We start from the raw sequence: 12,093 nt of genomic DNA, 5'->3' as shown, positions 1-12,093 counted from the left end.
GCAACCGAGAGGGTCAGCCGCAGCAGCCCCCGCCGCAGCAACCGCCCCCACCGCCGCCTCCGCCACCGCTCGCGCGGGGTGCGGGCGCCGCGGCCGAGCCGCCGACGGCGACCGTCGACAGCAGCTTCACCGTGTCGTCGTGGCCGGCCGGGCAGGCCGCGGGTGCGGACGACTCGGCCATGGGACGGCTCTTCTCGAAGGTGTCACCGCAGGTCCGGCAGCGGTATTCGTAGCGAGGCATGCGCACAGGTTAGCGGGCGGCACCCGCTCAGGGCGCCCCCAAGGGGTTTTGCGGCGCAGCCGAGAGTGGGGGAGAAGCCGAGAGTGGGGGAGCGATCAGCCCCCACGACCCGCAGACGCAAGAACTACCCCTCACGCCCCGCCCCCACGCTCCTCACGGATCTGCGAAACCACCCGAGCCACAGTCCCCCGCACCGCTTCGGTCTCGGTGAGGAAGTGCCAATAATCCGGGTGACGCCCGTCCAGCGTGCCGATCGCCCGCTCCAGCCGAGCCACCGAGTCATCGAGGGGCCGGGCGTGCCGCGGGTCGGGTGTATTGCGCCCGGCCATCGCCAGCCGCTGCGCATCCCGGATCGCGAACCGCGTACGGTCGATCTCCCGCTGCGGGTCCTTCGACACCTCGTTCAGCCGCCGCAGCCGATCTCCGGCCGCGGACACGGCCTCGTCTGTCGTGTTCAGCAACGCCCGCACCGTGGACAGCAGCGACGTGGCGTCCGCCCAGCGCTGCTCGTCGCGGGCCGTCCGAGCCTCGGCCAGCTTCCGCTCGGCCTGCCGTACGGTCTCCTCGGCCTGGTCCGGTACGTGCTGCAGGTCCTGCCAGCACGCGGCCGTGAACCGGCGCCGCAACTCGCTCAGCACCGGATCCACCTGCCCGGAGCGAGTGGTGAGCGCCTGCGCGCGCGTACGCAGCGACACGAGACGGCGGTCGATCTCGGCGGCCCGCTCCGGCAGCCGCTCGGCCTCCGCGCGCACCGCCTCGGCGTCCCGCGCGACCCGGTCGGCACGCTCGAGCGTCTCCGGCACGCCGTGCTGCCCGGCGCCCTGGTTGAGCTTGGTCAGCTCGGGGCCGAGTGCGGCGAGACGGGCGGCGAGATCGTCGGCCTTGAGCCCCGATCCCCGTACGGCATCGAGGGCGTTCGACGCGGCGAGCAGGGCCTGGCGGGCGCGTTCGACGGCCGGGGCGAGCCGGGCCAGCTGGGTCTCGGCCTTGCCGAGCAGCGGGCCGAGCCCCTCCTCGAAGCGGTCCAGCTCCTTCTTGACCCGGTCCAGCTCGTCCTTGGCCTTGGCCAGCTCGGTGCGCGCGTGGGCGGCGACGGAGGCTTCCAGATCGTCGCGGTCGAGGTCGTGGGCGTCGACCGCGTTGATGTACGTACTGCTGGCCTCGTCGATGCGGCGGCCGAGCGTCTCGAAGCCGGAGACCGCGCGCCGGGCCGCGGGGGAGTCGTCGACGGCCGTGATGGTCTCGATCGAGATCCGCAGATCGCGCTGTGCCGTGTCCAGCTCGTAGAACGCGGCCGCCGCGGCGTCCTTGGCCGCCTGCGCCTCGGCCCGCTGGCTCTCGGAGCGCCCGCCGAACCAACGCCGCGTGCCGCCGCCGGCGAACGCGGCGGGCAGCGTCAGGGCGAGCAACGGAAGCGGCAGCAGGACGAGAGTCAGCAGGTCACGGGCAACACCACGCGCCCCCGTGACCCTGAACCCGGCACGGGGGCGAGGTAGTTGCTGTGCCCGTGGCACAAACGGCGTGTACGGCTGCGAAGGTGTCGCCGTCACTTCCCTCTCCCGTGCTGTCATCCACCCTGCCCGGTGTCATTCTCCCACCAGGTAAGGACGAACACACGGGCCGGTTAGTTCGCGGTACGCACCGTGACTTTCCCATCCTGAGTGTGGGCCGACACCACATGCCTGCTGCGCTCGTCACGGGGTACGGACACATCCACGGATCCGTCCGCGGTACCGGCGGTGACGCGGTACGTCGCGTCGTCCGGCAAATCGATGGTGAGGGAGCCGTCCTGCCCCCGCGCCTCGACCCGGTCCGGCACGGCGGCGAGCTCCAGCCGCACCGACCCGTCCCCCGTGTTCACGTCCACCTGCCGGGAGTCGACGCCGGTCGCGGTGACCGAGCCGTCGCCGGTACGCAGGGTCAGCGGCCCGCTCGTGTCCTCCACGCGGAGGGAACCGTCGCCCGACCGGATGCTGAGAGCTTCCTCGAAGCCCCGGGCCCGCACGCTGCCGTCGCCGTCCTTCACGGTGACCGCGACGCCGCGCGGCACCTCGATGCGGTGCTTGGCCGAGCAGTCGGCGACCACGCCCGAGCAGTTCATCCTGAGCTTGAGCGTGTCGCCCTTCATCCCCCAGGTCACCTCGGGGTCCTCCCCGACGACGACACTGCCCTCGAACCACCGCGTCACCTCGACCTTGTCGACGTCCGCGGCGACCAGTTCGAGCGCGGAGTCATCGGAGTCGACGGTCAGTGTGCGGCCACTGAGCGCGAACGAACGCCGCTCGGGTTCCTCATCGTCCCCGGCACTGGCGCCGCATCCCACGGCGAACAGACTGACGGCGACGACACCTGCCCCGGCGAGGACGGCGGAACGGCGGATACGACTGGTCATGGCGGACTCCCCCTGGCTGTGGACGCCCTCGGCCGTACGGTGGCTGGGACGTTCTTCGACCGTACGGAGCCGGGGCCCGCCGGGGGATCCGGGCCGCTCCCGGATCGGGGGTAGGGCATACCCCCGCATCGCGCGGGACCGGCGACCGGGGCTGGAGCCCGGAACGGGCAGCCGGAACCGGGGGCCGGAATCAGAAGCCGGGGGCGGATACGGGTTTGCCGGGCAGTCCTCCGGGCAATGTAGGCTGTCGACTCGTCCTGGGCGCGTAGCTCAGTGGTAGAGCGCCGCCCTTACAAGGCGGATGTCGGCGGTTCGAAACCGTCCGCGCCCACCAGTTCCAGGACGTGAGAAAGGCCCAGGTCAGCCGGTGGCAACCCGGAGACCTGGGCCTTGGTCTTTCTCGGTCGTTGAATGGCATCGAGCCACTGACGCGCCAGGAAGCCCACGTGGAGGGCCCTGCCTCTCTAGGCCCGGTATATCAACAGGTACCGCCAGAACAGCAGGCGGCGCAGGGTCGAGCCGGGCAGGAGGCGGGCGGATTCGGCGCGGGTTTCGGCGTACGTCAGCGGAGGCGGCCAGGCGATCGGAGCCTGAACGGACGGGCCGGGACGGCGCCTCTCCAGTAGTTGGTTCGCCCTGAGGAGGGACAGCGCCGGGAGAGCCCACGCCAAGTCGGTCGCCGTCCTGATCGGATAGAGCCCCAGCACCGCCAGAACGCCGCCCGGGGCGAGGGCCTTCCGCAAGGTCAGCACCGTGTCGAACGGCACGTGGTGGAGACTGGCGATGCACGAGATGAAGTCGTAGTGCGAGTCGGGTAATTGGGCCTGGCGCACGTCGGCCTGACGGTACCGGGGGCCGCCCCCGGCGGCTCGCGCCGCCTCGATGACGTCCGCGTCGGCGTCCACCGCCTCGACGTCCAGTCCCTGCCTCGCGAGCAGCCGTGCGAACCGCCCCGTGCCGCACCCGACGTCCAGGACCGTTCTTGCTCCGTACGGCACCTGCTTCAACAGCAGCGGGTGGTAGTGATCGTTGTAACTCAAGGCCATGCGGGCGGACCGTACCCGGGCCCGGCGGCAGGCACCAGAGGGGGAGGCCGGAGCCAGGGCCGCGGGACGGATGCCGCCGGTTCGAAGCCATCCGCGCCCACTCCGGAACGAGGACCACCGTCGATCTCGGCCGAGGGTCTTCGCGTTCTGCGGACCCTACGCGGAGCCCTGCTCCGTCTCCTGGGCGTGCTTCAGGTTCATCCGTGCGTCCACCTTGTCCGCTGTCGTGACCTCCGACCAGAAGCGGTGGCAGGTCACGAAGACCGCCAGCTCTCGCTCTCGTCGGCGGAGCTTCTCCACCTCGGCCTGTTCGTCGGCGGTCCAGCCGGGGGACGCGGGGCGTTCCACCTTGCGCCAGCCGTGCTCGTCACTGAAGCCGTCCAGGGGCTCGACCGACCAGGGGAGCCGCTTCAGGAGGGCCAGAAGCTCGGCCCGTACCTGATGCAGCTCCTCCTGACCGGCCAGGAGGTCACTCGGGAAGTCATAGGTCGCAGCCACGCGGCAATGGTACGCCTGTTCGATTTTGGGATGCGAGTTCCTTGGGGACTTCACGCGAACGTGTGTGACTGAGCGCTTCGGTCGGCCGCTCGTGTGCTCAGCGGCTGGTGCTGGGCGTCACGAGCGGCGGGCCGCTGCCCGGCAACCCGGCATTCGACCTCGCCGCCGCTTGGATCCTGCTGCCGGACGGCGCCGCCGACCGCTTCCACGGGGCCTACCAGCCGGCCCCGGACGCCGCGACCTTGCGTCGCGCCCGCGGCTGGGCGGTGCTGCGCGCCCTCGCCTGCGTCTTCATCGGAGACGCCGGCGTCCACGGCCGCCCCGGCGGCAAGCCCAGCTGGGGCTCACCCGCCCACGCCGCGCTGCGACGCCTCATCGCGACGGCCGGCCACTGATCACGCGCGCAACCGTGTGGTCGTCGTCCTCCCGCCGGTTTCCATGCGGTCACCTTGCCCGCCGGGGCTTTCTCCGGCCTCCACATCGCTGCCGTGTGCCGCCGACGGGCGCATCGTGCGGGCCGGGTCAGGGCAGTACGACGATTTTGCGTCCCTGGCCGGCGGCGAACTGGTCCAGTGCCTGCGGGTACTCCGTCAGCGGCATCCGGTGGCTGATGAAGACCTGGGGATCGAGCACCCCGGTGGCGAACAGCTCCGCCGCGCGTTCGTAGCTGTGCAGCACCGCCATGGACCCGGTGATGGTGATCTCCTGGTTGTAGATGCGGTACGGCGAGATGGTGGCCGTCGTCGCGTAGTCGGAGACCCCGAACTGCAGGAACGTCCCGGCTTTGGCGACCCGTTCCAGGCCGTCCTGGATGGCGGCGGCGTTGCCGGTCGCGTCGACCACCACGTCCCAGCCGGTCGGCCGCCCCAACTCGTCGGCCGAGAGCGCCGCCTGGGAGCAGCCCAGCTTCTTCGCCGTCGTCAGCCGCTCGGGATTGACGTCGACGATATCGACCGAGGCGGCTCCGGTGCGCTTGGCCAGCTCCAGCATCATCAGGCCCATCGTCCCGCTGCCGTAGATCAGCACATGGGAGCCGAGCCTGCTGTTGAGCACGTCGTAGCCGCGCACGGCGCAGGACAGCGGCTCGATCAGGGCCGCGTCCTGGACGTCCACGTGGTCGGGCAGCCGTACGCAGTTGGCGACGGGCGCCACGGCGTACTCGGCGGCGCCACCGGCCACGGTCACTCCGATCGCCTGCCACCGGTCGCAGAGGTTGTTGCGTCCGGCCCTGCAGTAGCGGCACTCGTTGCAATACAGGGAGGGGTCCACGGCGACCCGGTCGCCGAGCGCGAGTTCGGTGACCTCGCTGCCGAGGCCCACGACCTCCCCGGCGAACTCGTGCCCCGGCACGACCGGCAGGGTCGGTGCGAACTCGCCCTGCAGAATGTGGAGATCGGTCCCGCACAGCCCGCAGGCCGCCACGTCGACCACGACCTCGCGCGGCCCGGGAGTGGGGTCGGGCACGGTGGTGACGGTGACCTTGCCGGGGGCCTCGATGACAGCGGCTTTCACTTGACTGCTCCTAGGGAGAGGCCGCGGACGAGTTTGTCCTGGGCGGCGAAACCGGCGATGAGGACCGGCAGGGAGACCAGCACGGCCGCGGCGCACAGCCGGGCCAGGAAGAGGCCCTCGTTGGTGATGAAGCCGACGAGGAACACCGGTGCGGTGGACGCCTGGGTGGCGGTGAGGTTGACGGCGAACATGAACTCGTTCCAGCTGAAGATGAAGCAGATCAGCGAGGTGGCGGCGAGTCCGGGCATGGCGACCGGTGCGACGACCCGCCACAGCACGGTGAGCAGGCCCGCGCCGTCCATCTCGGCCGCTTCCAGGATCTCCTTGGGGACCTCGGCGAGGAACGAGCGCATCATCCACACCGCGATCGGGAGGTTCATGGCGGTGTAGAGGACGACCAGCGTCCACACGTTGTCCAGCATCCCGACCTCTTTGACGATCAGGTAGACCGGCAGCAGGGCCGCGATCGCGGGCAGGAACTTGGTGGAGAGGAAGAAGAACATCACGTCGGTCCACTTCTCGACCGGCTTGATGGACAGCGCGTAGGCCGTCGGCACCGCCAGGGCGAGCACCAGCAGTGTCGAAAGGATGCTGGCCATGGCCGAGTTGAGGAGGAAGGGGGTGATGTCCCGGCTGAACAGCAGCTCGTATTGGTCGAGGGTGAGCGGGGCGAAGGGGGTCGGCGGGTTGGTCGCGGCGTCGGCCTCCTGGTGGAAGGAGGTGAGAACCATCCAGGCCACCGGCGCGAAGAACGCCAGCGTGGCGAGCCAGGCGACGAAGGTCCACAGGGGAGACAGCCGGGGCGTACCGGTGGGGTCGTCGTGGCGGCGGAGGAGCTTCTTGAGTCTCGCCCCGGGGGCGGTGACTGCTGTGTGAGCGGTCATCGGGATACCTCCTCGCGGAACAGCGACGCGATGGTGCGCAGCGCGAAGGTCGCGATCACGATCGAGCCGAGTACGACGATCACGCCGGCGGCGGCCGCCTCGCCGTACTCGTACTTGCGGAACATGGTCAGGTAGATCTCGTAGGGCAGGTTGGTGGTCTGGGAGCCGGGGCCGCCCTGGGTGATGGTGTAGACGGCGTCGAAGGTCTGTACGACGTAGATCGTGCCGAGCAGGATGCCCAGCTCGAGGTACTGGCGCAGGTGCGGCAGGGTGATGTGGCGGAAGGTCGCCATGGCCGAGGCCCCGTCGACGCGGGCCGCCTCCAGGACGTCGCCGGGCTGCGCCTGGAGGCCGGCCAGGAGGATCAGCATCATGAACGGGGTCCACTGCCAGACCAGCGAGAGCACGACGGCCGGCATGGGGTAGGAGGAGATCCAGTCGACGGTGGGGCCGTTGTCCGCGCCGAACAACCGGTATACGGCGTTCAAGGTGCCGTTGAGCAGTCCGTAGTCGGGGTTGTAGATGGCGTGCTTCCACAGCAGCGCGGCGGCGACCGGCATGACGAGGAACGGGGCGATGAGCAGGGTGCGGGCCAGGCCGCGGCCGGCGAACCGGCGGTCGAGCAGCATCGCCAGACCCAGTCCGAGGACCACGCTGATGAGCACCACCGATGCGGTGAGGATGACGGTGTTGAGCACCGCCGCGCGCAGCCGGTCGTCGGTGAAGACGAACGCGTAGTTGGACAGGCCGGTGAAGTGCCGTTCTCCCGGCTTGAGGATGTTCCACTGGAAGGTGGAGATGATCAACGTGGCCACGAAGGGCAGCTGCGTGACGATGACGACGAAGATCAGCGCCGGCAGCAGCGGGATGCGCCGCCGCCACTTGCCGATGCCCGAGGGCGTCCGCGGACGGACGGGTGGTGGAGCTGTCCTGGGGGGAGCGGTGAGCGTGGTCATGGGAACTTTCCTCCGCCAATGACGGCCGGGTAGGGGGAAGCGGCGCCCGGCCGGCCGGAGGGCCGGCCGGGCAGCGGAGGTCACTTGTAGTTCTTCGCGACTTCCTCGGCGAGCTTCTGGCCGTTGTCGAGCGCCTTGTCCACGCTGGTCTTGCCGGCGATGGCGGCGGAGATCTCCTGGGTCACCTTGGTCCCGAGGTCCTGGAACTCGGGGATGGCCACGAACTGGACGCCCACCGTGGGCCTGGGCTGGACGCCCGGGTTGGTGGGGTCGGCCTCCTGTATGGAGTTCAGGGTGATGTCACCGAAGGCCGCGGCGGCCGTCTTGTACTCGGGGATCTCGTAGGTGCTGGCTCGCTTGCCGGAGGGAACCCGCGCCCAGCCGAGCTCCTCGCCGACCAGCTGCTCGTACTTCTTGCTGGAGGCCCACAGCATGAACTGCGAGGCGGCGTCGGCCTTCTTCGTGGTCTTGGGCATGGCCCAGGCCCAAGTCCACAGCCAGCCACTGCTCTTGGTCTCGACGGTCGGTGCGTAGGCGTAGCCGACCTTGCCGGCGATCTTGCTGGACTTGGCGTCCTCCAGTGACCCGGCCGCGCTGGTCGCGTCGTACCACATCGCGACCTTGCCCTGGCTCATCGCGTTGAGGCACTCGGTGAAGCCGGCCTGCGGGGCGCCCGCCTCACCGTGCTTCTTCACCAGGTCGACATAGAAGTTGGTCGCCTTCTTGAAGCCACCGCTGTTGACCTGTGCCTTCCAGTCCTTGGTGAACCAGGTGCCGCCGAAGGTGTTGACCATCGTCGTCAGCGGCGCGCCGAGCTCGCCCCAGCCGGCCAGGCCGCGCAGGCAGATCCCCTTCATCCCGGGACGACCACCGTCGACCTTGGCGGCGATGTCGGCGACCTGCTGCCAGGTCGGCCGCTCCGGCACCGTGATGCCCTTCTCCGCCATGACCTCCTTGTTGTACATGAGCATGGAGGACTCGCCGTAGAACGGCAGGGCGTACAGCTTGCCGTCCGCCCCCGACAGGGACTGCACCATGGGCTTGAGCAGGTCGCCCTTGTCGAACGACGAGTCCTTGTCGGCGTACGAGCCCAGCTCGTGCAGCCAGCCGTTCTCGTGCCAGACAGGGACCTCGTACGCACCGACGGTGGCGACGTCGTACTGGCCGGCCTTGGTGGCGATGTCCTGGGTGACCTTGTCGCGCAGCTCGTTCTCGGGAAGGATCGTGAAGTTCACCTTGATACCGGTGTCCTTCGTGAACGTGCTCTTCGTCAGCTTCGCGATGTCCTCCATCTGCGGGTTGCCGACCATCAGCACATTGATGCTCTCCCCGTCACCGCCGCCGGATGTGGAGCCGCCCGCCCCGCTGCATGCGGCCAGCAGCGAGCCTGCGGCGGTGGCCGTGATGAGGACGTGGGTCATTCTTCGTGCGCGCATGACTGACTCCAGGGGATGTTTCGAGGGCATGGGGAACCAGGCCCCCGGCTTTGCGAGGGTGGGGAGGGGGATGAAGCGGCTCAGGCCCGGATGACCTCGGGGCCCAGCAGCGAGTAGCGATGTGCCTCGGAGGCCGGCAGCCCGGCGTCGGTGACGATCGCCTCGAACTCCGTGACGTCCGCGAAGCGGCAGAAGCTCGAGGCACCGAACTTCGTATGGACCCCGGAGAACACGCGGCGCCTGGCGGTCCTGACGACCTGGGCCTTGACCTCACTGACCGAGGGATCGGGCGTGGTGAGTCCGTACTCGCGGGAGATGCCGTTCGCGCCGACATACGCCAGGTCGATGACGAAGCCGGACAGCATACGGGTGGCCCAGTGGTCGACTGTGGCAAGGGTGCCGCCGCGTACCCGGCCGCCGAGCAGCAACACGGTGATGTTCTCGGCGGAGGACAGGGCGCCCGCCGTGGTCAGCGAGGAGGTGACCACGGTCAGTGGCCGGTCGCGGGGGAGGGCGGCGGCGATGAGCTGCGGGGTGTAGCCCTCGTCGATGAAGACGGTCTCGGCGTCTCCGAGCAGTGCGGCCGCGGCGGCCGCGATCCGGGACTTCTCGGGGACGTGCATCGTGGTGCGGAAGGCGAGTGTGGTCTCGAAGCCCGCGCTCTCCACGGGATGGGCACCGCCATGGGTACGCCGGACCAGTCCGTGCCTCTCCAGCAGGGCCAGATCTCGCCTCACGGTCTCCTTGGAGACCTCGAGGTCGGCGGCGAGCTTTCCGACGTCAACGGATCCGTCACGGCGTGCCGTTTCCAGGATTCCACGTCTTCGTTCCTCGGTGTCCACGGCGACACCTCCGTTCACGGCTCCGCAAGTTGCGCCCGAGTGGGCTGCTTCCGGAGCTCGGCCCGTTCGGGCTCTGGTGGCCCAATTTCTACAAGGCGATTGCGGTTACTGAACAGGTTCATCGCGGGGCGGTTCGTGACCGAATGTGCCCGTTCTCTGGAGCGCGGAGCCCCTGGTTGATGCGGTGGAGGACTCCGGGGCGAGGGAAGCCGATGTCTGCTCGCGGACTGGATCGTGCCCGTTCGCTGCCCGTTTTTCCGGATGGATCAGGACACGGGGCAGGATTTCGACGGTGGAAATCCGGTCAGCACCGCGTTATGGGCGCATTCGGTGGGAGGCGCGCTGCCGCAGCCGTTCGGCCTGGACTTCGAACACGGGCAGGGCCGCAGCCGGCACATCCCGGACTTCGTGGCGGTGCTGCCCGACGGGGTCTGTGGCTGTTCGATGTCCGCCCCGGGAATCTGATCAAGGAACCGGACGCGCAGAAGTTCCTTGACACCCTGCTGTCGTACCGCGCCTGACGGTGTGGCCGGGGGAGCGATCCGGCGGGTGTATCCGGGACGCGCTGGGCGGCTGGAACACGGTCAACTGGACCTGCGGAGCGGGATACTGGTGCCTTCTCGCGACGTGGCGACCAGGGGAGCGGATCGGTGAACTCTGCCGGAGAAACGGGCCGTTGGAGCGTGGAGGGCGGCGGCCGGGGCGGGCGGCATGCGGTCGTCGTGGGCGGGAGCCTCGCGGGGCTGCTCGCGGCACACGTCCTCGCCGGGCACGCGGACCGGGTGACCGTCGTCGAGCGCGACCGGTTCCCGGACGGCATGAAGCCGCGGCCAGGCGTACCGCAGGGCCGGCATCCACATGTCCTGCTGGAGGGCGGCCAGGTGGCCGTGGAGTCGCTGCTGCCGGGCTTCGTGGCGGAGCTGCGGGCGGCGGGGGCGCCTCGGGTGGGCATGCCGTCGGACATGGTGCTGTGGCAGACCGGGCGCTGGTTGCGGCGGCTGCCCGCGACGACGCACATCTACACGGGTTCCCGCGCGCAGCTCGAGGAGCGGGTGCGGCGGTGGGTTCTCGCCAACCCGGTGATCAGTGCGGTGGAGGGGACCGAAGTCGTCGGGCTCCTCGGTGACGTCTCGCGCGTGCGGGGTGTGCTGCTGCGGGACCGCTCCGGCGACGCCCGCGGGGAGCAGCGGGCCCTTGAGGCCGACCTGGTCGTCGACGCTTCCGGCTGCGGCACGAAGGCCCCGCAGTGGCTGACGGCGATCGGGGCCGAGGCCCCGCACGAGGAGACCATCGACACCGGGCTCGCGTACGCCTCGCGCGTCTACCGTGGCAGGAGCGGCGTCCTCGACGGCGACACCGTCGGCTACTACGTCTACCCCGACGCCGCACAGGTCCATGCCGGCGGTGCGCTGCCGCTGGAGGACGGCACCCATCTGGTCATCGTCTCGGGGCTGCGCGGCGACGAACCGCCCACGGGCGACGACGAGTTCGTGACGTACGCCAAGAGGCTGCCGCATCCGCTCCTGCACCGGTGGCTGGACGAGGCCGAACCGCTCTCGCCGGCGTTCGGCTACCGGCGGACCGCGAATGTCCGGCGCCGCTACGATCTGCCCGGCCGCCGCCCGGCCGGATTCCTCGCCACCGGTGACGCCCTGTGCACCTTCAACCCGATCTACGGGCAGGGGATGGCCGTCGCCGCGATGAGCGCGGTCGCCCTGCGCGACGCGCTGGCCGATCCGCGCCGGACCCCCACGACGCGGCACGTGCAGCGGGCACTCCTCGCGGCGTCCCGGCAGGCGTGGGACATCTCCGCCGGAGCGGACCGCAAGATGCCGGGCGCGATCGGCAACGCGGTCGCAGTCGGGCTCGCGGACAGCGTCGCCGACTGGTATCTGCGGCGCGTCCAGGAGCGCTACCCCGGCGACCCCGTCGTGGGGCGCGCCTTCCGCTCCGTACTGACCCTCTCCGCGCCCGTCACCGCCCTGTTCGCCCCGCCCGTGGCCCGGGCCGTCCTCTTCCGTCCGCCCGCGCCGACGCCCACCGAGCCGCCGGCGACACCGGAGGAACCGGGGGCCTGAGCGAGGTTGGCAGCCCGACGGCATCTTTCGCGCCGGTCCGCGCGTCAACGGACCGGCGACCTGTCTCGGCCCCGTCCGCCGCTTCATGCGCCGGCGCCTGGACTTTCGTATTCGATATTCTCGAAATAATGACGGCGCCATCTGTGGGGATTTCAGGCCCCTGCCCTCAGTTCTCTTGTCGCAGATTTACCGCGGTGGCCGTTTACCG

12 protein-coding genes, 1 tRNA gene and 1 pseudogene are annotated in these 12,093 nt (G+C 70.0%); 4 read left to right on the top strand and 10 right to left on the bottom strand.

Annotated elements, in window-relative coordinates; translation table 11 throughout:
* Nucleotides 1–13: 13 nt before the first annotated feature.
* The 3 genes from ACTWQR_RS28350 to ACTWQR_RS28340 all read right to left on the bottom strand — a co-directional run bounded on the left by ACTWQR_RS28350 (nucleotide 14) and on the right by ACTWQR_RS28340 (nucleotide 2,633).
* Nucleotides 14–241 carry an FmdB family zinc ribbon protein gene (locus ACTWQR_RS28350; RefSeq protein ID WP_443230006.1) on the bottom strand — a complete coding sequence of 76 codons (228 nt, stop codon included), beginning with the start codon at nucleotides 239–241 and terminating at the stop codon, nucleotides 14–16.
* 131 nt (nucleotides 242–372) lie between these two features.
* Nucleotides 373–1,791, bottom strand: a complete 1,419-nt coding sequence (locus ACTWQR_RS28345) for a hypothetical protein (protein WP_443230005.1) — start codon at nucleotides 1,789–1,791, stop codon at nucleotides 373–375.
* Between the two features lie 74 nt (nucleotides 1,792–1,865).
* On the bottom strand, nucleotides 1,866–2,633 hold the full coding sequence (locus ACTWQR_RS28340) for a DUF4097 family beta strand repeat-containing protein (protein WP_443230004.1): 768 nt from the start codon (nucleotides 2,631–2,633) through the stop codon (nucleotides 1,866–1,868).
* A 259-nt stretch (nucleotides 2,634–2,892) separates the two neighbouring features.
* On the opposite strand from ACTWQR_RS28340, the gene ACTWQR_RS28335 reads away from it, so the two are divergent.
* A tRNA-Val gene (locus ACTWQR_RS28335) sits at nucleotides 2,893–2,967 on the top strand.
* A gap of 130 nt (nucleotides 2,968–3,097) precedes the next feature.
* Here the strand turns inward: ACTWQR_RS28335 and ACTWQR_RS28330 are convergent.
* A complete protein-coding gene (locus ACTWQR_RS28330) occupies nucleotides 3,098–3,679 on the bottom strand; it encodes a class I SAM-dependent methyltransferase (RefSeq protein WP_443230003.1) in 582 nt (193 codons plus the stop codon).
* 156 nt (nucleotides 3,680–3,835) lie between these two features.
* The gene (locus ACTWQR_RS28325; RefSeq protein WP_443230002.1) at nucleotides 3,836–4,177 is read right to left on the bottom strand and encodes a hypothetical protein; all 342 of its coding nucleotides are present in this window, start codon (nucleotides 4,175–4,177) and stop codon (nucleotides 3,836–3,838) included.
* A 134-nt stretch (nucleotides 4,178–4,311) separates the two neighbouring features.
* Between ACTWQR_RS28325 and ACTWQR_RS28320 the strand changes: the two are divergent.
* Nucleotides 4,312–4,572, top strand: a pseudogene (locus ACTWQR_RS28320) (aminoglycoside phosphotransferase); the annotation flags it as partial.
* A gap of 127 nt (nucleotides 4,573–4,699) precedes the next feature.
* On the opposite strand, the gene ACTWQR_RS28315 reads toward ACTWQR_RS28320, so the two are convergent.
* From ACTWQR_RS28315 to ACTWQR_RS28295, 5 genes are all read right to left on the bottom strand, one after another.
* On the bottom strand, nucleotides 4,700–5,689 hold the full coding sequence (locus ACTWQR_RS28315; RefSeq protein ID WP_443230001.1) for a zinc-dependent alcohol dehydrogenase family protein: 990 nt from the start codon (nucleotides 5,687–5,689) through the stop codon (nucleotides 4,700–4,702).
* The gene (locus ACTWQR_RS28310; RefSeq protein ID WP_443230000.1) at nucleotides 5,686–6,573 is read right to left on the bottom strand and encodes a carbohydrate ABC transporter permease; all 888 of its coding nucleotides are present in this window, start codon (nucleotides 6,571–6,573) and stop codon (nucleotides 5,686–5,688) included. The genes ACTWQR_RS28315 and ACTWQR_RS28310 overlap by 4 nt, the downstream gene beginning before the upstream one ends.
* Complete coding sequence (locus ACTWQR_RS28305; protein WP_443229999.1) at nucleotides 6,570–7,529, bottom strand: carbohydrate ABC transporter permease; 960 nt, start codon at nucleotides 7,527–7,529, stop codon at nucleotides 6,570–6,572. The genes ACTWQR_RS28310 and ACTWQR_RS28305 overlap by 4 nt, the downstream gene beginning before the upstream one ends.
* 80 nt (nucleotides 7,530–7,609) lie before the next feature.
* The gene (locus tag ACTWQR_RS28300; RefSeq protein ID WP_443229998.1) at nucleotides 7,610–8,965 is read right to left on the bottom strand and encodes an ABC transporter substrate-binding protein; all 1,356 of its coding nucleotides are present in this window, start codon (nucleotides 8,963–8,965) and stop codon (nucleotides 7,610–7,612) included.
* 80 nt (nucleotides 8,966–9,045) lie between these two features.
* Nucleotides 9,046–9,807, bottom strand: coding sequence for a DeoR/GlpR family DNA-binding transcription regulator (locus ACTWQR_RS28295; protein WP_443229997.1), 762 nt, complete (start codon nucleotides 9,805–9,807; stop codon nucleotides 9,046–9,048).
* Between the two features lie 261 nt (nucleotides 9,808–10,068).
* Between ACTWQR_RS28295 and ACTWQR_RS28290 the strand changes: the two genes are divergently transcribed.
* Together ACTWQR_RS28290 and ACTWQR_RS28285 are read left to right on the top strand one after the other, a co-directional pair.
* The gene (locus ACTWQR_RS28290) at nucleotides 10,069–10,272 is read left to right on the top strand and encodes a hypothetical protein (RefSeq protein WP_443229996.1); all 204 of its coding nucleotides are present in this window, start codon (nucleotides 10,069–10,071) and stop codon (nucleotides 10,270–10,272) included.
* Nucleotides 10,273–10,529: 257 nt separating this feature from the next.
* Entirely contained in the window at nucleotides 10,530–11,885 is a 1,356-nt protein-coding gene (locus ACTWQR_RS28285) for an NAD(P)/FAD-dependent oxidoreductase (RefSeq protein WP_443230043.1), read from the top strand.
* The last annotated feature ends 208 nt before the right edge of the window (nucleotides 11,886–12,093 follow it).

It is taken from the genome of Streptomyces sp. 2A115, assembly GCF_052245575.1.
Classification (GTDB): domain Bacteria; phylum Actinomycetota; class Actinomycetes; order Streptomycetales; family Streptomycetaceae; genus Streptomyces.
This window is presented reverse-complemented; position numbering and strand designations above follow the sequence as displayed.